At 68.4% G+C, this 19,916-nt stretch carries 19 protein-coding genes; 4 read left to right on the top strand and 15 right to left on the bottom strand.

What is annotated here, in order from left to right:
• Positions 1 to 162: 162 nt before the first annotated feature.
• Entirely contained in the window at positions 163 to 552 is a 390-nt protein-coding gene (locus A9W96_RS13270; protein ID WP_066868362.1) for a hypothetical protein, read from the bottom strand.
• A gap of 201 nt (positions 553 to 753) precedes the next feature.
• On the opposite strand from A9W96_RS13270, the gene A9W96_RS13265 reads away from it, so the two are divergent.
• On the top strand, positions 754 to 1,464 hold the full coding sequence (locus A9W96_RS13265) for a PadR family transcriptional regulator (RefSeq protein ID WP_067140295.1): 711 nt from the start codon (positions 754 to 756) through the stop codon (positions 1,462 to 1,464).
• A 44-nt stretch (positions 1,465 to 1,508) separates the two neighbouring features.
• On the opposite strand, the gene glpK is transcribed toward A9W96_RS13265, so the two are convergent.
• Positions 1,509 to 3,077 carry a glycerol kinase GlpK gene (glpK, locus tag A9W96_RS13260; RefSeq protein ID WP_156765229.1) on the bottom strand — a complete coding sequence of 523 codons (1,569 nt, stop codon included), beginning with the start codon at positions 3,075 to 3,077 and terminating at the stop codon, positions 1,509 to 1,511.
• 86 nt (positions 3,078 to 3,163) lie between these two features.
• Between glpK and A9W96_RS13255 the strand changes: the two genes are divergently transcribed.
• On the top strand, positions 3,164 to 4,636 hold the full coding sequence (locus A9W96_RS13255; RefSeq protein WP_067140292.1) for a glutamate--cysteine ligase: 1,473 nt from the start codon (positions 3,164 to 3,166) through the stop codon (positions 4,634 to 4,636).
• Positions 4,637 to 4,646: 10 nt separating this feature from the next.
• Positions 4,647 to 5,327, top strand: coding sequence for a class I SAM-dependent methyltransferase (locus A9W96_RS13250; protein ID WP_067140289.1), 681 nt, complete (start codon positions 4,647 to 4,649; stop codon positions 5,325 to 5,327).
• Here the strand turns inward: A9W96_RS13250 and egtE are convergent.
• From egtE to A9W96_RS13205, 9 genes are all read right to left on the bottom strand, one after another.
• Positions 5,324 to 6,430, bottom strand: coding sequence for an ergothioneine biosynthesis PLP-dependent enzyme EgtE (egtE, locus tag A9W96_RS13245; RefSeq protein ID WP_231999674.1), 1,107 nt, complete (start codon positions 6,428 to 6,430; stop codon positions 5,324 to 5,326). The two genes, A9W96_RS13250 and egtE, sit on opposite strands and share 4 nt — an antisense overlap.
• Before the next feature lie 47 nt (positions 6,431 to 6,477).
• Positions 6,478 to 7,443, bottom strand: a complete 966-nt coding sequence (egtD, locus tag A9W96_RS13240; protein ID WP_066868352.1) for an L-histidine N(alpha)-methyltransferase — start codon at positions 7,441 to 7,443, stop codon at positions 6,478 to 6,480.
• The gene (gene egtC / locus A9W96_RS13235; RefSeq protein ID WP_067140283.1) at positions 7,443 to 8,165 is read right to left on the bottom strand and encodes an ergothioneine biosynthesis protein EgtC; all 723 of its coding nucleotides are present in this window, start codon (positions 8,163 to 8,165) and stop codon (positions 7,443 to 7,445) included. Before egtC ends, egtD begins: the two co-directional genes overlap by 1 nt.
• Positions 8,165 to 9,478 carry an ergothioneine biosynthesis protein EgtB gene (gene egtB, locus A9W96_RS13230; RefSeq protein WP_066878794.1) on the bottom strand — a complete coding sequence of 438 codons (1,314 nt, stop codon included), beginning with the start codon at positions 9,476 to 9,478 and terminating at the stop codon, positions 8,165 to 8,167. Before egtB ends, egtC begins: the two co-directional genes overlap by 1 nt.
• 44 nt (positions 9,479 to 9,522) lie before the next feature.
• Positions 9,523 to 10,836: an ergothioneine biosynthesis glutamate--cysteine ligase EgtA gene (gene egtA / locus A9W96_RS13225; RefSeq protein WP_066868346.1), complete on the bottom strand. Its 1,314-nt coding sequence runs from the start codon at positions 10,834 to 10,836 to the stop codon at positions 9,523 to 9,525.
• Positions 10,837 to 11,014: 178 nt separating this feature from the next.
• Positions 11,015 to 11,686, bottom strand: a complete 672-nt coding sequence (locus A9W96_RS13220; RefSeq protein WP_067140280.1) for a sensor domain-containing protein — start codon at positions 11,684 to 11,686, stop codon at positions 11,015 to 11,017.
• A gap of 32 nt (positions 11,687 to 11,718) precedes the next feature.
• A complete protein-coding gene (locus A9W96_RS13215; protein WP_067140277.1) occupies positions 11,719 to 13,167 on the bottom strand; it encodes a catalase in 1,449 nt (482 codons plus the stop codon).
• Positions 13,168 to 13,410: 243 nt separating this feature from the next.
• On the bottom strand, positions 13,411 to 13,941 hold the full coding sequence (locus A9W96_RS13210; protein ID WP_067140274.1) for a hypothetical protein: 531 nt from the start codon (positions 13,939 to 13,941) through the stop codon (positions 13,411 to 13,413).
• 153 nt (positions 13,942 to 14,094) lie between these two features.
• A complete protein-coding gene (locus tag A9W96_RS13205; RefSeq protein ID WP_197498043.1) occupies positions 14,095 to 14,529 on the bottom strand; it encodes a hypothetical protein in 435 nt (144 codons plus the stop codon).
• Positions 14,530 to 14,865: 336 nt separating this feature from the next.
• On the opposite strand from A9W96_RS13205, the gene A9W96_RS13200 reads away from it, so the two are divergent.
• A complete protein-coding gene (locus A9W96_RS13200; protein WP_066868338.1) occupies positions 14,866 to 15,153 on the top strand; it encodes a GlsB/YeaQ/YmgE family stress response membrane protein in 288 nt (95 codons plus the stop codon).
• Between the two features lie 9 nt (positions 15,154 to 15,162).
• Here the strand turns inward: A9W96_RS13200 and A9W96_RS13195 are convergent, their stop codons facing one another.
• The 4 genes from A9W96_RS13195 to A9W96_RS13180 form a co-directional block, all read right to left on the bottom strand.
• Positions 15,163 to 16,080: a DMT family transporter gene (locus A9W96_RS13195; protein WP_066878759.1), complete on the bottom strand. Its 918-nt coding sequence runs from the start codon at positions 16,078 to 16,080 to the stop codon at positions 15,163 to 15,165.
• Positions 16,081 to 16,281: 201 nt separating this feature from the next.
• Positions 16,282 to 17,412: a DUF4185 domain-containing protein gene (locus A9W96_RS13190; RefSeq protein ID WP_067140301.1), complete on the bottom strand. Its 1,131-nt coding sequence runs from the start codon at positions 17,410 to 17,412 to the stop codon at positions 16,282 to 16,284.
• Positions 17,413 to 17,420: 8 nt separating this feature from the next.
• Entirely contained in the window at positions 17,421 to 18,455 is a 1,035-nt protein-coding gene (locus tag A9W96_RS13185; protein ID WP_067140271.1) for an aspartate-semialdehyde dehydrogenase, read from the bottom strand.
• Positions 18,456 to 19,721 (bottom strand): aspartate kinase, encoded by a 1,266-nt coding sequence (locus A9W96_RS13180; RefSeq protein WP_066868330.1) that lies wholly within the window; start codon positions 19,719 to 19,721, stop codon positions 18,456 to 18,458. It lies immediately after the preceding gene.
• Between the last annotated feature and the right edge of the window lie 195 nt (positions 19,722 to 19,916).

Raw genomic sequence — 19,916 nt, 5'->3', positions numbered from 1 at the left:
AGCTTTGGGGGCCGTAGGCGGGGGCGGTCGGTGGCCACGACGCCGGCCCCGTCTGCCCTGGCCCGGCCCGCCGCCGCCGCAAGTCCCCGGATGGCCGGACCCGCGTTCGAATCACCCCGGCCCGGGAGACTCCTCGGCTCCGGGCGGTTTCTCAGTACCGCACTAGCCCGCCACGCTCGCCGCCATCAGGGCGACGTCGGCGATCAGCAATGCCCATCCGCACAGCGGAACCGCGATGCCCCAACGGCGCTTGGCGGTGAAAATCGAGACGATGATGGCGAGGACGGCGACCGCGGGCGCGCCGTAGAACGCCACGCCGAAATTGATCCCGCCGTGGCCCAGGTTGGGACAGCTGCGATCGCTGCAGCCATCGGTGCTCATGACCGCACCCAGCGCGAAGAGCATCACCAGGGCGGCACCGGGCACCGTCGCCAGCGCCAAACCCCAATTGACCCACGGCCGGGCGTTGGGGCGCCGCGCGCCGCCGGGTCGCCCGTACGCGGCCGGGCCCGCGGGGCCGCCGCCCACCGTGAGGTTGTTGTTGGTGTCCATCCCGATAGCTGGTACCCGCGTCCGGCGCATGCAAACCGCGTCGCGCCCCGGCCGTGGGTGGGCAATCACCGATCTCCGCAGCTCAGCGGCCACGCACGCGCCATGTTCAACATATCCAGTTGCATCGCGATACTTTCCGATATATCGTGATGTTTCGTAGCGCGCGAGCGGTGCGCGACCCACCAACGTAAGGACACACCAATGAGCAACCCATTCACTCCCCCAGAAGGTCCATTCGCCGGCCGACCCGGCTTCGGATTCGGTTTCGGCTCCGGCCCGGTCGACCGGCGCGCCCTGCACGAAGCGCGGCGCCAGGCCCGGCGGGACTTTCGCGAGCATCTACGCGACCACGCCGGCGGGCACGACGGCCCGCTCGGCTTCGGTCCCGGTTTCGGCCCGGGCTTCGGTCCCGGTTTCGGTCCGGGCTTCGGCCCCGGTGGCCGGCGCGGCGGATGGCGCCGGGGCGGCCCGGGTCGCGGCAAGCGCGGTGACGTGCGAGCGGCCATCCTCAAGCTGCTGGCCGAGCGGCCGATGCACGGCTACGAGATGATTCAGCTGATCGCCGAGCGCAGCAACGGACTGTGGAAGCCGAGCCCCGGTTCGGTGTACCCGACGCTGCAGCTGCTCGACGACGAAGGCCTGATCACCGCGAGCGAAACCGAAGGCAGCAAGAAGCTTTTCGAGCTGACCGAGCAGGGCCGCGCAGCGGCCGAGAAGATCGAGACCCCGCCGTGGGACGAGATCACCGAAGGCGCCGACCCGGGGCACCTGAATCTGCGGGCGGCGGTAGGCCAGTTGTTCGGCGCGGTCGGCCAGTCCGCCCACACCGCGTCCGCCGAACAGCAGCAGCGCATCGTCGAGATCCTCAACAATGCGCGGCGTGAGATCTACGGCATCCTCGGCGAAGACTGAGTGCCGCTGAGCGGGCCCTGGATCGGGTCACGTCGCGTGACCCCTCAGGTTACGGAGACCGTATCCAGGGTCCGCTGCACGGCTTTGCGCCAGCCCGCATAACCGGCGGCGCGCTGCTCGTCGTTCCACGCCGGCTCCCACCGCCTGCCCTCTTGCCAGTTGGCCCGCAGGTCGGCCGGGTCGGCCCAGAACCCCACCGCCAAGCCGGCCGCGTAGGCAGCGCCCAGCGCGGTCGTCTCGGCGACGACCGGCCGTACCACGTCCACCCCTAGCACGTCGGCCTGGATCTGCATGCACAGGTCGTTGCCGGTGATGCCCCCGTCGACCTTCAAAACGTCAAGGCGCACACCGGAATCCGCCGCCATGGCGTCCACCACGTCGCGACTCTGGTAGCAGATCGCCTCCAGCGTGGCGCGCGCAAGATGCGCGTTGGTGTTGAACCGCGACAGCCCGACGATCGCGCCGCGCGCGTCGGATCGCCAGTACGGCGCGAACAATCCGGAAAACGCGGGCACGAAATAGACCCCGCCGTTGTCATCGACCTGACGCGCCAGCGATTCGCTTTGGGCGGCTCCGCTGATGATGCCCAACTGATCGCGCAGCCACTGCACGGCCGCCCCGGTAACCGCGATCGAACCCTCGAGCGCGTACACTGGTTTGGCGTCCCCGAACTGATAGCAGACGGTGGTCAACAGGCCGTTGTCGGACCGCACGATCGTCTCGCCGGTGTTGAGCAGCAGGAAATTCCCGGTGCCGTAGGTGTTTTTGGCTTCCCCTTCGGACAGGCACACCTGGCCCACCATCGCCGCGTGCTGATCGCCGAGCATCCCGGCGATCGGCACCTCACCGCCGGCCGGCCCGGTCTCGGTCGTCACGCCATAGGGCTGCGGGGACGACGACGGCCCGATCTTCGGCAACATCGCACGGGGCACGGAGAAGAACGACAGCAACTCGTCGTCCCAGTCCAGCGTCTCGAGGTTCATCAGCATGGTCCGGCTGGCGTTGGTCACGTCGGTGGCGTGCACGCCGCCGCGCGGACCCCCGGTCAGGTTCCACAGCACCCAGGTGTCGGTGGTGCCGAACAGCGCGTCGCCGCTCTCGGCGGCCTCACGCACCCCGTCGACGTTGTCCAGAATCCATTGCAGCTTGCCGCCGGAGAAATAGGTGGCCGGGGGCAGGCCCGCCTTGCGGCGAATCACGTCGCCGCGACCGTCGCGTTCGACCGCCGAGGCAATGCGGTCGGTGCGGGTGTCCTGCCAGACGATCGCGTTGTAATAGGGCCGTCCGGTCTTGCGGTTCCACACCAGCGTCGTCTCGCGCTGATTCGTGATGCCCAGCGCCGCAATGTTTTTGGTACTGAGGTTGGCCCGGTTCAACACCGACGTCAGCACCGAGGAGGTGCGTTCCCAGATCTCCACCGGGTCGTGCTCCACCCAGCCGGCGCGGGGCAGGATCTGCTCGTGCTCGAGTTGATGGCGAGCCACCTCGGCACCGTCGTGATCGAAGATCATGCAGCGAGTGCTGGTGGTGCCCTGGTCGATGGCGGCGACGAACTCGGCGAACTCGGCCAACTGCTCTCCTTCACCCCGGAACACTGTTGCGTCGAAGACCATCATGGTCTACCCGCCGGACGAACGAGACGGGAACCGCGACTCGTGGGAGCTTGCGTTACGCGCGGTAACCCTGTTGCATCTGCGGTGTGGGCGAAGAGGTCAAGCGCACCACGTACGACAGCGCACAACGGCGGGAATACCGGCGCAAGGTACAGCTGTGCGTGGATGTCTTCGAGACGATGCTCGCCCGGTCATGCTTCGAGTCCGAGCAACCGCTCACGGGCATGGAGATCGAGTGCAACCTCGTCGACGCCGACTACCAGCCGGCGATGTCCAATCGTCACGTGCTGGACGCCATCGGTGACCCGGCCTATCAGACCGAATTAGGCGCCTACAACATCGAATTCAACGTCCCGCCACACGCGCTGCCCGGGCACTCCGGGCTCGATCTCGAGGCCGAGGTGCGGGCCAGCCTGAACGACGCGCAGGCCAGGGCGGGCGCGGCGGGCGGCGCCCACATCGTCATGATCGGCATCCTGCCCACCCTGATGCCCGAACACCTCGACCACGGCTGGATGAGCGAATCCACCCGCTACGCCGCGCTGAACGACTCGATCTTCACCGCCCGCGGTGAAGACATCCCCATCGACATTTCCGGTCCGGAACCGCTGAGCTGGCACACCGCCACGATCGCTCCCGAATCAGCCTGCACCAGCATGCAATTGCATCTGCAGTTGGCGCCGGAAACGTTCGCCGCCAACTGGAATGCGGCGCAGATCGTGGCCGGCCCCCAGCTGGCGCTGGGCGCCAACTCACCCTTCTTCTTCGGGCACCTGCTGTGGGCGGAAACCCGCATCGAGCTGTTCACCCAGTCCACCGACACCAGGCCCGAGGAGCTGAAAGCCCAAGGCGTGCGCCCGCGAGTGTGGTTCGGCGAACAGTGGATCGATTCGATCCTGGACCTCTACCGAGAGAACATCCGCTACTTCGGATCCCTGCTGCCCGAGGTCTCCGATGAGGATCCGGTGGCCGAGCTGGCCGCCGGACGCATCCCGCAGCTCGCCGAACTGCGCCTGCACAACGGGACGGTCTACCGGTGGAACCGCCCGGTCTACGACGTGGTCGACGGTCGCCCCCATCTGCGACTGGAGAACCGGGTGTTGCCGGCCGGGCCGACCGTCGTCGACATGCTGGCGAACTCGGCCTTCTTCTACGGGGTGCTGCGCAGCCTGTCCGAAGCCGACGATCCGCTGTGCCAGCACATGGATTTCGGTGTGGCAGAAGCCAATTTCCTGGCGTCGGCGCGCTCCGGCATCGACGCGCGGCTGCACTGGCCCCGAGTGGGTGAGGTGAGCGCACGCGACCTGGTGCTCGACACACTGCTGCCGATCGCCGACGAGGGTCTGCAGCGCTGGGGCGTCGACGCCGAGGTGCGCGACCGGTTCCTCGGGGTGATCGAGGGCCGGGCGCGAACGGGGCGCAACGGTGCCAGCTGGCAGGTGTCCACCGTGCGGGCGCTGCAGGACGGCGGCATGAGCAGGCCCGCGGCGCTGGCCGAAATGCTGCGCCGCTACTGCGATCACATGCATGCCAATGAGCCGGTGCACACCTGGGAGTAGGTTGAAACCCATGTCATCTGATCAAGTGATGGACTGGGACAGCGCCTATCGCGAGCAGGCCCACTTCGAGGGTCCGCCGCCGTGGAACATCGGCGAGCCGCAACCGGAACTGGCGGCGCTGGTCGCGGCCGGCAGATTCCGCAGCGACGTGCTGGATGCCGGTTGCGGGGTCGCCGAGCTGTCCCTGGCGCTGGCCGCCCAGGGGTACACCGTGGTCGGGGTCGACCTCACGCCGACCGCCGTCGCGGCGGCCACCAAGTCCGCCGAAGAGCGCGGCCTGACCACGGCCAGCTTCGTGCAGGCCGACATCACGTCGTTCTCCGGCTACGACGGCCGGTTCTCCACGGTGGTGGACAGCACGCTGTTCCACTCGCTGCCGGTAGAGGGCCGCGACGGCTACCTGAGGTCGATACACCGGGCCGCCGCCCCGGGGGCGAACCTGTTCATCCTGGTGTTCGCCAAGGGCGCCTTCCCCGCCGAGTTGGAAACCAAGCCCAACGAGGTCGACGAGGACGAACTGCGCGCCGCGGTGAGCAAATACTGGGAGATCGACGAGGTTCGCCCCGCTTTCATCCTGTCCAACCCGGTCAACATCCCCGACGCGCCGTTCGAATTTCCGCAGCATGAACTCGACGAGAAGGGCCGGCGCAAGATGCCGGCCTACTTGCTGACCGCGCACAAAGCCGGTTAGCCGGTTGCGGTCGCCGCGGTGGCGGCGATGAGCGCCTCGGCGAACGTCTCGAGGTCGGCGGCCGTGGTGTCCACGTGCGGTGAGATCCGCAGCACGGGTCCGGTGAGCTCCAGCGGCGCCCGCTGCACGCCGGCGAAGGTGGTCAGGATCCGTCGCTCGGCGAGCAGCCAGGCCCGCACCGCTTGCGGGTCGGCGCCCTCGTTCGGCGCCAAAGTGGTGATGGCACTGGGCTCTTCGACCTCTTCGACCACCGTCCACCCGGCGACATCGGACAGTATGCTGCGGCTCAGTCCGCCCAGCTCGGCCAGCCGCGCACGCACCGCCTGCGGCCCATCCGCCAGGTGCTCGCCCAGCGCCAGCGAAAACCCCACCCGCGCGGCCACATTCGCTTCGCCGAATTCCAATTGTTCGGCCACCGTCGGTGCGCCGTCCTTGCTGGCCCACTGCGGCGCGGCCAGCCTGGGGTGCAGGCTTTCCATCAGCTCCCGGCGCACCGCGAGGATACCGACACCGCGCGGGCCGGCGATCCACTTGCGCGACGAGGAGTAGGTCGCGTCGGCGCCCACCGCGCAGTCCACCTGGCCCAGCGCCTGCGCCGCGTCGACGACCAGCGGCAGCCCCAATTCCCGGCACAGTCGGGCGACCATCGAAACCGGTTGCACGACACCGCGATGACTGGCCACCGCGGTCAGATGCACCAGGTCCGGCGGGTCGGTGTCCAGCGCCAGCGCCACCTCGTCAAGCGCGACCCGGCCGTCTTCGAGCGTCGGTAGCAGTTGCCGGTCGAATCCGTGGGCGGCCAGCATCGCCAGGTTGGGCCCGTATTCGCCGGGCAGGCACGCCACCTTTCGTCGCTCGGCAGGCCAGCCGCCCAGCAGCAGATCCAGGGCGTTCAGCGAGCCGGTGGTGAAAACAACCTCGGCGTCGGGCATTCCGGCCAGCGCGGCGAACGCCGCGCGTCCGGCGTCGAGCACCGGTGTGGCGGCCTCCGCCGCGACGTAGCCGCCGACTTCGGATTCGTTGCGAGCGTGCTGCGCGGTGGCCTCGATCACCGCCAGGCTCTGCCGTGAACAGGCCGCATTGTCCAGGTGCAGTCCGGCCATTGGCGGGCGGGCTGACCGCCACTGGTCGGCCAGCACGTTGCTGCCGGTCACTTCACGGCCAACGACAACCCGAAGTCGCCCGCCGCGTCGGTCCACCAGCGGGTGCGGCGCAACCCCGCGGCGGCCAGTTCGTCAGTCACCTTGTCGGAGTGGAACTTACACGACACCTCGGTGAGCATCTCCTCGCCGGCCTCGAAGTCGACGGTCAGCTCGAGCGCGCCGACCCGCACCCGCTGGCGACGGTCGGACCGCAACCACATCTCGATGCGTTCCTCCGCCGCGTTCCACCGGGCCACGTGCCGGTAGGCGTCGACGTCGAAATCCGCGTCGAGTTCCCGATTGACCACCGCGAGCACGTTGCGGTTGAACGCCGCCGTCACCCCGGCGGCATCGTCGTAGGCGCGCACGAGTCGCTCGGTGTCCTTGACCAAGTCCGTGCCCAGTAGCAGGCTGTCGCCGGGCCGCAGCTGCGCGGACAGGGCGGCGAGGAACTCCGCGCGCGGCCCGGGCGTGAGGTTGCCGATCGTCGACCCCAGGAATACGAACAGCCGTCGCCCGCCTTCGGGGATCTTTGTCAGGTGCTCTTCGAAATCACCGCAGACGGCCTTGATTTCGACCCCGGCGTATTCTTGCGCGATGGCCGCGGCGGCCGTCGACAGGATGCTGGCGTCGACGTCGAACGGGACGAACCTGCGTAGCGAGCCACGCTCGCGCAGGGCGTCCAGCAACAGCCGGGTCTTCTCCGACGTGCCGCTGCCTAGCTCCACCAGCGTGTCGGCCTCGCTCACCGACGCCACTTCGGCCGCCCTCGCGCGCAGGATCTCCGCCTCGGCGCGGGTCGGGTAGTACTCGGGCAGCCGGGTGATTTGGTCGAACAGCTCGCTGCCCACCGCATCGTAGAACCACTTGGGTGGCAGCGACTTTGGCGTCTTCTGCAGGCCGTCGAGCACGTCACGGCGCAACGCGTGGTACGCCGAGTCGGCGGCCAGGTGGTTCGACAGCGACAGCGTCATCAAGATCCTCTCGACTGGTCCAGCGGCGTCATCGTGACGCCGTCGGCAGTGACTTCGACAAGGTGACGGTCCGGAACGTCCTCCCAGTTGGAGTCGTTGTCATAGGGTTCACTGGCCAGCACCACACCGTCGGGGCGGCGCAGGATGCACAGTGTGTCGCCCCAGGCCGTCGCCACCATGCGAGAGCCGTTGGCCGCCAGGATGTTCAGCCGGGCGCCCGGGTCGGCTTCCCCGATCTCGACGATGGTCCGCCCCAGCGCGTCGAGGCCGCGCTCGAAGATCACCGCGGCCAATATGGCGCTGTCACAGACCGATTCGGCCCGCGAAGTCGTGGGCAGCACGCTTCGGTCCACGATTCCGTTGTGCGACAACAACCACTGGCCGTCGGTGAACGGAGCGGTCGCGCTGGCCTCGATCGGCATGCCGACGGTCGCCGAGCGCACGGCGGCCACCACGCAGTGGCTACGCAGCGCGGGCGCGATGGAATCGAACGACACGTCACCCCAGAGCGGCGCCTGGCTGCGCCACCGGCGCGGCACGCCGGGCCCTGGTGCGGCTTCGGCGGCGGTGTCGAAAAACCCCACGCCCCAACCGTCGGCGTTGAGCAGGCAGTGCTTTTGGCGGCGCGGCGCATAGGACTGAACCCGCAGCCCGAATGGCGGGTCGAGCACCAGCGAGGAAACGGTGACGTCGGTTCCCAGCCAGCCCAGGTGCCGGCACATCAGGCGGACCCGGCGTCGGGGACGTCCCACGCCAACCGGACGCCGGAGAAGATCTGGCGCCGGTAGGGGTGGTCCCAGTTGCGAAAGCTCGGCCGCATGATGCCCGGTTCGACCGCCCACGAGCCGCCGCGCAGCACCCGGTAGTCGCCGTCGAAGAACGGCTGTGAATAGCGTTCGTAGAGCATCGGGACGAAACCCGGCCACGGCCGCAGCGGGGAGCTGGTCCACTCCCAGACGTCGCCGAGCAGCTGCTCGGCCCCGTATGCGGAAGCGCCGGCGGGATAGGCGCCGACCGGCGCGGGACGCAACGCCGCGCCGCCGAGGTTGGCCAGCGCCTCGTCCGGTGTGCGCTCACCCCAGGGGTAGCGGCGCCGGGTGTTGGTGGACGGATCCCAGGTGCAGGCCTTCTCCCATTCCATCTCCGTGGGCAGCCGGGCGCCGGCCCAGGCCGCGTACGCCTCGGCCTCGAAATAGCTGACGTGCTGGACGGGTTCGTCGGCCGGGATGTGTTCGACGTGGCCGAACCGGGTGCGGGTGACGCCGTCGGAACTCCAGAACTGCGGCGCGTCAAGACCCGCGCCCTGCCGGTGCCGCCAGCCGCGCTCGGACCACCAGCGGGGCTGGTCGTAGCCACCGTCGTCGACGAACTGCCGCCATTCGCCGTTGGTGACCGGGACCCGGCCGATCCGGAACGCGGGCAGGTCGACGACGTGGGCCGGGCGCTCGTTGTCCAGCGAGTACGGTTCGCTAGCGGGGTCCACACCGAGGACGAACTCGCCGCCGGGCACCAGCACCGAGGTGCCCGCCAGCCCCGGCCTACCCGCCGGCAGCGTCGACGTGCCGCGCAACAGCGGGGCGCCGCTGCGCAGGTTCAACGCCTGCAGCATGGTCTCGTCGTGCTGGTTTTCGTGGCTGACCACCATCGCGTAGACGAAGGCCGCGTCATCGCCGGCGGGGTCGTCGGGCAGCGCGTCGAGCGCGTCGAGCACGGCGGATCGCACGGTCCGGCAATAGGCCCGCGCTTTGTCCGGCGACAGCAACGGCAGATCGACCCGGCTGGCGCGGGAATGCACGAAGGCGTCGTAAAGCCCCTCGACGGCCGGCGGCAACATCCCCGGCCGGGCCGGATCCCCGCCCCGCAGCAGCCACAGCTCTTCTTGCTGACCGATGTGCGCCAGGTCCCACACCAGCGGGCTCATCAGCGGGTCGTACTGCCGGCAGAGTTCGGCGTCGTCGAACTCGACGAGTCTCAACGTCCGCGTCCGCGTCCGCGCCAAGTCGTCGGCGATCGTCTCTCGGCATGACGACCGCAAGCGCGGCGCAGCCGGGCGCAGCGGGTCGGAATCATCAGGTGACGTCACAACTCCCCTTGCGCCAGTCGCCGCACGGTGGGGGCCAGGCCGTGCTCGATCACCTGGTCGGCGAAATCGTCGCCGGGACATCGGCCCTGCTCGACCATGCGGACCAATCGCTGCATCGAATCGCCGAGTTCCGCGGGCGCTTTCGCCGCGGCGATGGCCACGCAGGCGTTGGCCGCCCGGTACAGCCGCCGATCCCGCAGTCCCACCCGGGCCGCGGTGTCCCAGGCGGTCGCCACCGGTTCGACGGCCTCGGCCGCGACGTCGGCGGCGGCCGGGTCGTCGAGCAGGGCCACCAGGGTGAACGCCACGGCGGGCCACAATGGGTCCGGCACGCTGTCCAGGTAGCGGATCTCCAGCCACTGCCTGGGGCGCACCGGCGGGAACAACGTGGTGAGGTGATATTCGAGGTCGGCCAGGCTGGGACGGCGACCCCCGAGCAGCACCCGGCCGTCGACCCAGTCGGCAAAGGGCACCCAATGGGTGACGGCCTCGGCGTCGGGGTTGTGCACCAACATCACCGGCGCCTTGAGGGCGTACCGCGCCCAGTCGGTGCCGGGGTCGTCGCCGCTGGCCCCCAGGATGGGCCCGCAGCGCGCCGAGTCCATCCGGCCCCACACCCGCTGCCGGCTGGACACCCAGCCGGTGAAGTCGCCGACCAGCATCGGCGAATTGGCGGTGATCGCGATCATGGTGGGCCCCAAGGCGTGCGCCAGGCGCACCCGCGCCGCCCAGCCCTCCCGCGGGCCGGCGTCCACGTTGACCTGGATCGAGGCGGTGGACGTCATCATCGCCGCGCCCGCCTCCCCGGAGCGGCTGGTGGCGAAGAACCGTTCCATGGCGCGGTACCGGGCGCCGGGATTGATGCGCTGGGGCGGCCGCAGCGGGTCGGCGCCGAGGAACACCAGGCCCAGCCCGGCCTCAGCAAACGCCGGCCGCAGCACGGCCTGGTCCCGGCGCATGGCGTCGATGGCGGGTGCCACGCCGTCGGCCGGCGGCCCGGACAGTTCGACGGCGCCGCCCGGTTCCACGGTGATCCTGCTACCGCCCGGCATCGCGGGCAGCGCGGCGAGCACGTCGGCGATTTCATCCCAGCTCGGCCGGCGGTGCGGGTCGGCCGGGTCGTGGCAGTGGGCCTCCAGTTCCAGACCCACCCGGCCCAGCGGGGCGTCCACCAGACAGCCTTCGGCGATGTATTGCGCGACGGCCGCCGAGTCGGCCGGCTCGGCGATGCTCAGGTCGGGGGCAGGGTCGGCACCGGCCGCCCGCGACTCCGGTCGCGAAGCCGCGGCGGTGATCGGCGCGAACGTCATATCACGATCCCTTCGGGCCCCGCAGTCTGAACACGCACCTGCGGACCGCTTCCCTGCGCAGCTAATCGAACGATAATCGGCACTACTTCGTCTAGTGCTTCATCTATCAGACGCCCCCGACATATTCCCTTCTGCGCACTTTGACGTGCTCGGGGAAGACGGTTACCCAATCGCTCGATTATTGACCCAGCGCGTTCTGCATCGCCCCAGCTAGCACGTTGACCGCGGGTCCGGCATTGCCGGATTGGCACACCTTTGCCTGCAGCAACACGTTTTCGCGCAGCCTGGTTTGATCGAAGCACCGGCGATCGGTGCCCGCCTCCTGCTTGGTCCAGTTCTCGTCGGCCGGGCCGGCCGGGCCGCCGTCGAACGACCACACCTGCGTGCTGCCGTTGTCCAGGTGGATCGCGGTGGTCTGCCCCGAGCAGCCCACGGTTCGATCCACCACGCGATGAAACGCCCGGGCCGCCGCCTCATTGGTGGCGAACACCCCGACGGCCTGTTTCACCAGGTGCGTCTGGTCGGTGGCCGACGTCTGGGTGACAGCCCCGTTGAACGAGGCCAGGTCGGGATCGTTGTACACCTCGGGCAGGCCGATGTCGGCCCAGTTGTTGCACTCGGGAAGGTCGACCCAGTCGCCTTGCCCGGGCTGGGTGAACACCGACTCCCACCCCATGGGGCCGCCGACGATGTTGCCGACCGACCCCTTGCCCAGGACGGCGTAATTCACCACGCCGGGCTCCGACGGGTGCGCGGCGGCGACCGGAACCGCGATGGTGCCCGCCAAGGCCAGGCCGACGACGACCGCGGCCCCGCGCGTCTGGGCAACCTGCGCAACCCGCGTGGTCATGCAGCGATCATGCCAGGCGACCCGACGAGCGGTCAGCCCCCGTTGCCCCGCACGCCTTCCTCGACCTTTTTGCCGAGGTCGGGGTCGACATTGCGCCAGTACTCGAACACCCGCGACAGCACCGGTTCCTTCACGCCTTGGGAGACGTGACCAATGATGTTGTGCGCCAAGCGTTCCCTGGCCGCGTCATCGAGAACTTCGCGGACCATGGTGCCGGCCTGTCCCCAGTCGTCGTCCTCGGCGTGCAGTGTGTAGGCCGAGCGGACCATGTCGCCGTCGGCATGCCAGCGCACCTCGGCGGCGCGGGCCGGATCGGCGTGCGGACCACCGTAGGAATTGGGCGCATACACGGGGTCGGACACGTTGTTGATCCGCATGGCGCCGTCTTTGGAATAGCTGTTCACCTCGACTCTGGGGGTGTTGACCGGGATCTGCCGGTAGTTGGTCCCCAGCCGGGCGCGATGCGCGTCCGAGTACGAAAAGCCGCGCGCCTGCAGCATTTTATCCGGGCTCAGCCCCGTGCCGGGCACGGTGTTGTTCGGCTCGAAGGCCGCTTGCTCGATCTGGGCGTGGTAGTCGGTGACGTTGCGGTTCAGCGTCATCTTGCCGACGTCGATCAACGGGTAGTCGCCGTGCGGCCACACCTTGGTCAGATCGAACGGGTTGAACCGGTAGTCTTTGGCTTCCTCGTACGGCATGATCTGCATCTTCAGCGTCCAGCTCGGGTAGTCCCCGCGCTCGATCGACTCGAACAGGTCGCGCTGGTGGTAGTCGCCGTCCTCACCGGCCAGCCGGTCGGCGTCCTCCTGGGTCAGGAACTCGATGCCCTGATCGGTGATGAAGTGGTACTTCACCCAGAAGATCTCGCCGGCGGCGTTGATCCAGCTGTAGGTGTGGCTGCTGTAGCCGTTCATGTTGCGCCAGGTCTTGGGGATCCCCCGGTCGCCCATCAGCCAGGTCACCTGGTGCGCCGATTCCGGGGACAGGCTCCAGAAGTCCCACTGCATGTTGTGGTCGCGCACATTGCTTGCCTGCAAGCGCTTCTGGGACCGGATGAAGTGCTGGAACTTCAACGGGTCGCGCATAAAGAAGACCGGCGTGTTGTTGCCGACGAGATCGAAGTTGCCTTCGGTGGTGTAGAACTTCAGCGCGAAGCCACGCGGGTCCCGCCAGGTGTCTGGGCTGCCGCGCTCACCGGCGACCGTCGAAAACCGGGCCAGCATGTCGGTTTTGGTGCCGGGCTGGAACACCGCGGCCCTGGTGTACTGGCTGACGTCGTTGGTCACCTCGAAATGACCAAACGCGCCACCGCCTTTGGCGTGTGGCTGGCGCTCCGGGATGCGCTCGCGGTTGAACATCGCCATCTGCTCGATCAGGTAGTGGTCCTGCAGCAGAATCGGGCCGTCTGGGCCGATCGTCAGCGACTGATCGTCGCTCGGCGCAGCGATACCGGCGTCATTGGTCGTGAAACGCTCCGTCATTACGCTCTCCTCGTCACCGGGCGGAAGGCCGCAGAGCCCCGGATCGCGCACGACGACACCGAATTCGCTTGCTCATCAAGCAGGTTCGGCGTGGCTGTCCGCGACCCGGGCCTTCCGGCCTGCAACCGAGTATTCCCCTTTTCTGGATCCGGTCAAGAAAATTTTGAGCAACACCGTCGGTTGCCCACTACGGGTCCTTACCCATTTGGGGCTGGAAATAGGCCGTGAGTGCAGCGGGCGCCGTCACGGGCGCGGCGCCGGCGCACCGGGGGGCGCGCTGACGGCCGGCGGTTGGCCGGGGCCGCTGACACCCGGGCCGCCATGCGGCCCGCCGGGACCGCCCGGACCGCTCGGGGGCATCGGAACGATCAAGCCGGGACCCCCGGGGCCGTATCCCCACGGCCCGTTGTCGGGTCCACCCGGGCCACCGGGTCCGCCGTACCACGGGCCGTAGCCGCCGCCGGGACCGCCGTACTGCCCAGGTCCGTTGCCCGGCCCGGGACCAGCGGGTCCCCAGGGCCCATTGCCCGGTCCGGGGCCGCCGGGGTGAAACATGCCGTGGTGATGGTGGCAGGGGTGCTGGTGCTTCCAGATGAAGGCACCGACGAAGAACAGCGAGGAGAGGATGAACACGATGCCGGCGACGATCACCACCCAGGCCGCCGCCGTGTAGAGGCGCGGCGGCCTCACCCGGTCCGGGGGTGGCGCGGTGACCGGTGCGGCTGGGGTCGGCTCGGCGGTGGGCTCAACTCGTTCTTCGGGTGTCTCGCTCATGCCTTGCCATATTGCCGCGCACACCCGGTCCCTAACAGGCCCCGCCGACAAAATTGTGGTGAATCGAGATGCGGCGGTTAGGGGCCGGTTACCGCAAAAGACAGGTGACCCGGCGCTCGAGTGGAGCGCCGGGCCACGGTTGGCGAGGGGTTTTCAGTTGGTCAGCACTATGACGCTCGGGGTCTGTCCCAGCGCGGCCGCCGAGTGCAGGACCGACGGCGGGAGCTGGCCCGGGGCCATGCCGCTGGGACGCACGCCCGAGGGAGCCGGCGCGGTGCTGGTGGCTCCCGGCCCGGTCTGGCCGCCCTGACCACCCTGACCGCCCGGTGCGCCCGGTGCGCCCGGGCCGCCGAAGTTGCCGGGGCCGCCGGGGCCACGGTGGTGCACCATCGCGTGGTGGTGCTTGTGGTGGTGTCCGTGATGGCCGCCCCGGTGGCCGAGGATGAAGCCGGTGAAGAAGATGACCGCGACGATGAACACGATGCCGGCGACGATGGCGACCCACGCGGCGAGTTGGAAGACCCGCGGGGCCCGGTAGGCCGCCGCCGCTTCGGCGGCGACCGGTGCAGTGGCGGTGGAGTGCCGCACAGTGGGGGATTCAGATGTTTCACTCATGAGACAAATGATGAAGCCGTTAACAGTAGTGGCGGCTATGCGCTACTTATGTAGCAGCTGTGAAGTAAAGCCCCCGGTCAGCGGGCGAAAACGCGCTATTCGGGCCGCAGCAAGTTGGCCGCGAACTGTTACCTCCGCGCGTTGGACCGCAAGCCACGGCGTCGATGTCGTCGACTCGGATCGGGAAGTAAGCCCTACGTGCTGCATCGCCCTCGACGCCCGCGGGGATTAGCGGGCTCAACAGGCCAAGAAACGGGTATCTCTGTCCACATCAAAGCGATGTGACCTGTTCAACCAGAGGAGTTTCAAGTGATCGGGACAATTATCGGTGCCATCTTCGTCGGACTCGTCGTGGGCGGACTGGCCAGGCTCATCATGCCCGGCAAGCAGAACATCGGCGTCGTGATGACTGTGGTATTGGGCGCACTCGGCTCATTCCTTGGAACCTGGGTGTCCTACAAACTGGGCTACTCCAACCAAAATGGCGGATTCAAGATCATTCCCTTCCTGGTTGGCATCGTCTTCGCGTGCATCCTCATAAGCATCTACCTCGGCGTCACCGGGCGTCGCATCACCAATCGGGCGGGACGACGGTAGCGCCTCCGCCTAGCGGTCCGACGGCGGCTCAGGCTCGGCCGTCGTGTTCGTGTCGCTTCCGGCGCGAGCGGCCATTGAGGCGGCCTTACCGCGGGCCAAGGCCCAGGTCGCGACGATAACCACCAGCACTGCGACTACCAGGGCGAAAGCCTTGGGGCCCGAGGCGTGGAGGGTCTCGCCCAGCACGATTACCCCAAGCGCCGATGCCACGATCGGCTCGGCCACGATCACCGTTGGCATCGAGGCTGTCAATGCGCCGGCCCGGAATGACGATTGCTGAAAGATCATCCCGGCCAGTGCGGTCGGTATCCAGACATACAGCTCGGGCGCGCGGAGCAGGGCACCGAAGCCGCCTCCCAGCGCATCGACGACGCCCTTGGTCAGCACCGCGAACACCGCCAGCGACAAACCCGCCACCACCGCCAGAAGCACCGCCGCGGGCGGACGACCCGGCCACATCCGCGCGCCCAAGACACACAACGCCGACAGCGGGGCTATCACCATGACGACGACGGTCCAGCTTGTCAGCGATCCCCGCGATTGGCCCGCCTCCGGCTGACCGATCATGATGAACGCGACCAACGCGACTGCCAGCAGCGCCGCCCAGGCCCATTCCCAGCGGGTTATCCGGTGATGCGTCAGCCGCGCATAGATCGGCAAAGCGAACAGCAGTGCCGTCACCTGCAGCGCCGTCACCAGCATTACCGACCCAATGCCCAACGCCGCGGCCAGCAGGGCGTAATTGGCGACAGCCCCCGCGCTGCCCAACCACCACCGAGTGTCGCCCAGCGACTTGCGGAACAGGGCGAGGTGGCCGACTGGTTCGTCGGTGATCTCTTGCGCGGAGCGCTGACGAATCACATTCCCAAACGCCGATGCCAGTGCCGCGCATAGGGCGAGCACCAGCGCGATACCGGCGTTTGACATAGCTGACTCCTTTGCAATGTTCGATCCGATGCACACCGCTGCGGATGTATACGAATGACGGGGTTTCCTACCTGACGACGCACTAACCCAACCCGAGGACGCCCGGCCAACCATCTGGCTTGTCGCGCTCCCGATGGGGTCATCGGGGAGTCGATCGCGACGGCGCCCGCAACTTGTGCGCCTGGGAGCCGTTAGAGGCTGCTAGTCGGCCCGCAGCGGATTGACCGCGAACTGGATCACCCGGTACGGCGCCGCCACCCGGGCGCGGGTGTCCCACTGGCTGACGAATATTCGGAGCTCGTCGAGCGTCGAGCCGGGTGAGATGTAGCCGCCGTAGGGCTGCGCCAGCCGATTGTCGTAGGGCGGCGGCAGGCTTTCCGCCGGGTCCGGCCACTCGTCGTGCTGCACCACCGTGGTGACCGGCGCGTCGCCGAGCGACGTCGGGTCGTCGGCCACCCGGACCTCCATGTTGCCGGTGACGGCGTTGAAATAGGACAGCACCGCCTTGCCGTCGATCTGCCGGATGCACATCTCACCCACCGCGTCGGGCCACAGCGGCGTCGGCGGCTTGCCCCAGCCCCCTTGCGGACCCGCCGCCCAACCCTGCCACCGGGACCGGTCGGTGAACGTCTGCGGTGTGGCCCGGTAGAGCACCACCGGGTCCCGGCGGGTGAAACTGTCGGCCACGATGTACACCCACCCACTGGGTGACTCCGGGGTGGGGATCGGGTCGTAGTAGCCGCTGATCTGCGTCTGCGAGCCACCCTGATACGAGGCGGGCCGCTTGGACCCGGGGATCGTCTGCCAGCCCGCGCGCGCCGGTTCGGCCGTCACCAGCCGGGAGGTCTGCGGTTCGAGGTTTTTGGTCGTCGTCACCATCAGGTAGTTGCGCCGGTTGATCTGCACCACCCCGGCGGGTAACTGCGAGGCCCCCGGCGGGGCGGGATCGGCCAGCAGCGGATTGCTGATGCCGGTGACCCCGGTGTAGCGCACCCCGCCGGGATCGTCGACGGAGGACGTGTCGACGCGCAACGCGACGGGCGCGTACCAACCGCCGAAGCCGACGCCCTGACCCGCGAAGCTGTCGCCGCACACTTGGAGCAATTCGGCTGGGAACTCGACGAACTCACACAGATCGGTCGCGCCGATGCCGTAATCCCCTGTCGGCGTGCCGGTTCCGGCGGTGGGGCCGATCCGCAGCACCTGACCGGGCGCCAACGGCTGCAGCACCGGCTCGGGCGCCGGAGCGGGCGGGTCGGCATGCGCTATCCAAAAGCATTGCGGCACAAGCAATGACGCCGCAAGAAGCGAGAACCGCGTCGCGGAACTCACCCGCGGATTCACAACTCGGCGGCGAGTAACTCGGCGATCTGGATGGTGTTCAGCGCCGCCCCCTTGCGCAGGTTGTCACCGGAGATGAACAGCGCCAGGCCGCGGCCGTCGGGCACCCCGGAATCGCGCCGGATCCGGCCGACCAGCGACTCGTCGACACCGGCGGCCGCCAACGGGGTCGGCACGTCGACCACCTTGACCCCGGGCGCGCCGTCGAGCAGTTCGCGGGCCCGCTCCGGCGACAGCGGTCGTTCGAATTCGGCGTTGATCGACAGCGAGTGCCCGGTGAACACCGGCACCCGCACGCAGGTGCCGCTGACCGCCAGCTCGGGGATGCCGAGGATCTTGCGGCTCTCGTGGCGCAGCTTCTGGTCCTCGTCGGTCTCACCGGAGCCGTCGTCCACCAGGGAGCCGGCCAGCGGGATCACGTTGAAGGCGATCGGCGCGACGTAGGTTTCGGGCGCCGGAAACGCTACGGCGTTGCCGTCGTGCACCAGCTGCTCGGCGCCGTCGATGACCGCGCGTGCCTGGGTGGCCAGCTCCTCGACCCCGGCGATCCCGCTGCCCGATACCGCCTGATAGCTCGACACCACCAGGCGTTGCAGCCTGGCTTCCTCGTGCAGCACCTTGAGCACCGGCATGGCGGCCATGGTGGTGCAGTTGGGGTTGGCGATGATGCCCTTGGGTCGGTTGCCGGCATCGCGGGAGAAGTTCACCTCGGACACCACCAGCGGCACGTCCGGGTCCTTGCGCCAAGCCGACGAGTTGTCGATCACCGTTACCCCGGCCGCGGCGAACCGCGGCGCTTGCACCAGGGACATCGCCTTGCCGGCGGAGAACAACGCGATGTCCAGCCCACTCGGGTCCGCCGTCGCGGCGTCTTCGACCTCGATCTCCTGGCCGCGGAACTCCAGCTTGCGGCCCTGCGAGCGCGCCGAGGCGAAGAACCGCACCGTCGTCGCGGGGAAGTCCCGCTCGTCGAGCAACCGGCGCATCACCTGGCCGACCTGGCCGGTGGCGCCAACAACTCCGATAGCAACCATTTATCTACCCGTCCCCGCATACACCGTCGCCGACTCCTCGCCGCCGAGCTCGAACGCCTCGTGCAACGCCACGACGGCCTTGTCTAGTTCGGTGTCGCGGCACAGCACCGAGATCCGGATCTCCGAGGTGGAAATCAGCTCGATGTTGACACCCACCTCGGCCAGGGCCTCACAGAAGGTGGCGGTGACGCCCGGGTGGCTGCGCATGCCCGCCCCGATCAGCGACACCTTGCCGACGTGGTCGTCGTAGAGCAGTTGGCTGAACCCGATCTCGTCCTTGAGCGCATCGAGTTTGGCCACCGCGGTGGGCCCGCTGTCCCGTGAGCAGGTGAAGGTGATGTCGGTCTTGCCGTCCTCGACCTTGGAGACGTTCTGCAACACCATGTCGATGTTCACGTCGGCATCGGCGAGCGCCCGGAAGACGCGGGCGGCATATCCGGGGATGTCGGGAATGCCGACGACGGTCACCTTGGCCTCGCTGCGGTCGTGCGCGACTCCGGTCAGGATGGGGTCTTCCATGGCTATGTCCTTGATCGATCCGACGACGGTGGTGCCCGGGTCTTCCGAATAAGAGGATCGGACGTGCACCGGAATGTTGTAGCGGCGCGCGTATTCGACGCAGCGCAGCATCAAGACCTTGGCGCCGCACGCCGCCATCTCGAGCATCTCCTCGAAGGTGACGGTGTCCAGCTTGCGGGCGTTGTGCACGATCCTGGGGTCGGCGCTGAAGATGCCGTCGACGTCGGTGTAGATCTCGCACACGTCGGCGCGCAGCGCCGCGGCCAGCGCCACCGCAGTGGTGTCCGACCCGCCGCGGCCCAGCGTGGTCACGTCCCGGGTGTCCTGGCTGACGCCCTGGAAACCGGCCACCAGCACGATGCGCCCCTCGTCGAGCGCGGCCTGCAGGCGTCCCGGCGTCACGTCGATGATCTTGGCGTTGCCGTGGGTGCCCGTGGTGATCACGCCCGCCTGCGAGCCGGTGAATGAGCGTGCCTGCGCGCCCAGCGATTCGATCGCCATCGCGACCAGGGCATTGGAGATGCGCTCACCGGCGGTCAGCAGCATGTCCAGTTCGCGCGGCGGCGGCGCCGGACACACCTGCTGGGCCAGGTCCATCAGGTCGTCGGTGGTGTCGCCCATGGCGGAGACGACGACGACCACGTCGTTGCCCTGTTTCTTGGTCGCGACGATGCGCTCGGCCACGCGGCGGATCCGATCGGCGTTCGCCACTGAGGATCCGCCGTACTTCTGCACGACGAGCGCCACGGTTTTCCCGCCTCTCCGGCCCTGGACATCGAAAATTCGCGTATAAGTCCACAACAGAATACGTGCCACCGCATGGTGATTTACGTCGCGATACCTGGTTCCCCGGCCCGCGCATTCGCTACCGTCTCGGCGGCATTTTTAACAAGGCGCCATAAGCGGTAAAGTGCAGGACGTGCAGCGGGTGCTCCTCCTCGG

The organism is Mycobacterium sp. 1245852.3 (assembly GCF_001669335.1).
GTDB lineage: Bacteria > Actinomycetota > Actinomycetes > Mycobacteriales > Mycobacteriaceae > Mycobacterium > Mycobacterium europaeum_A.
Note: the sequence above shows the minus strand (reverse complement) of the source record. Positions and strands in the feature narration are given on the sequence as shown.

Coding starts and splice junctions, on each gene's coding strand:
- A9W96_RS13220 (WP_067140280.1), bottom strand. CDS start 11,686: ATGACCACGCGGGTTGCGCAGGTTGCCCAGACGCGCGGGGCCGCGGTC.
- A9W96_RS13265 (WP_067140295.1), top strand. CDS start 754: ATGAGCAACCCATTCACTCCCCCAGAAGGTCCATTCGCCGGCCGACCC.
- A9W96_RS13215 (WP_067140277.1), bottom strand. CDS start 13,167: ATGACGGAGCGTTTCACGACCAATGACGCCGGTATCGCTGCGCCGAGC.
- A9W96_RS13270 (WP_066868362.1), bottom strand. CDS start 552: ATGGACACCAACAACAACCTCACGGTGGGCGGCGGCCCCGCGGGCCCG.
- egtD (WP_066868352.1), bottom strand. CDS start 7,443: ATGACGCTGTCGCTGTCGAACCACCTGGCCGCCGACTCGGCGTACCAC.
- egtE (WP_231999674.1), bottom strand. CDS start 6,430: ATGGCCGGACTGCACCTGGACAATGCGGCCTGTTCACGGCAGAGCCTG.
- egtA (WP_066868346.1), bottom strand. CDS start 10,836: ATGACGTTCGCGCCGATCACCGCCGCGGCTTCGCGACCGGAGTCGCGG.
- egtC (WP_067140283.1), bottom strand. CDS start 8,165: ATGTGCCGGCACCTGGGCTGGCTGGGAACCGACGTCACCGTTTCCTCG.
- A9W96_RS13195 (WP_066878759.1), bottom strand. CDS start 16,080: ATGTCAAACGCCGGTATCGCGCTGGTGCTCGCCCTATGCGCGGCACTG.
- A9W96_RS13210 (WP_067140274.1), bottom strand. CDS start 13,941: ATGAGCGAGACACCCGAAGAACGAGTTGAGCCCACCGCCGAGCCGACC.
- glpK (WP_156765229.1), bottom strand. CDS start 3,077: ATGGTCTTCGACGCAACAGTGTTCCGGGGTGAAGGAGAGCAGTTGGCC.
- A9W96_RS13250 (WP_067140289.1), top strand. CDS start 4,647: ATGTCATCTGATCAAGTGATGGACTGGGACAGCGCCTATCGCGAGCAG.
- A9W96_RS13185 (WP_067140271.1), bottom strand. CDS start 18,455: ATGGTTGCTATCGGAGTTGTTGGCGCCACCGGCCAGGTCGGCCAGGTG.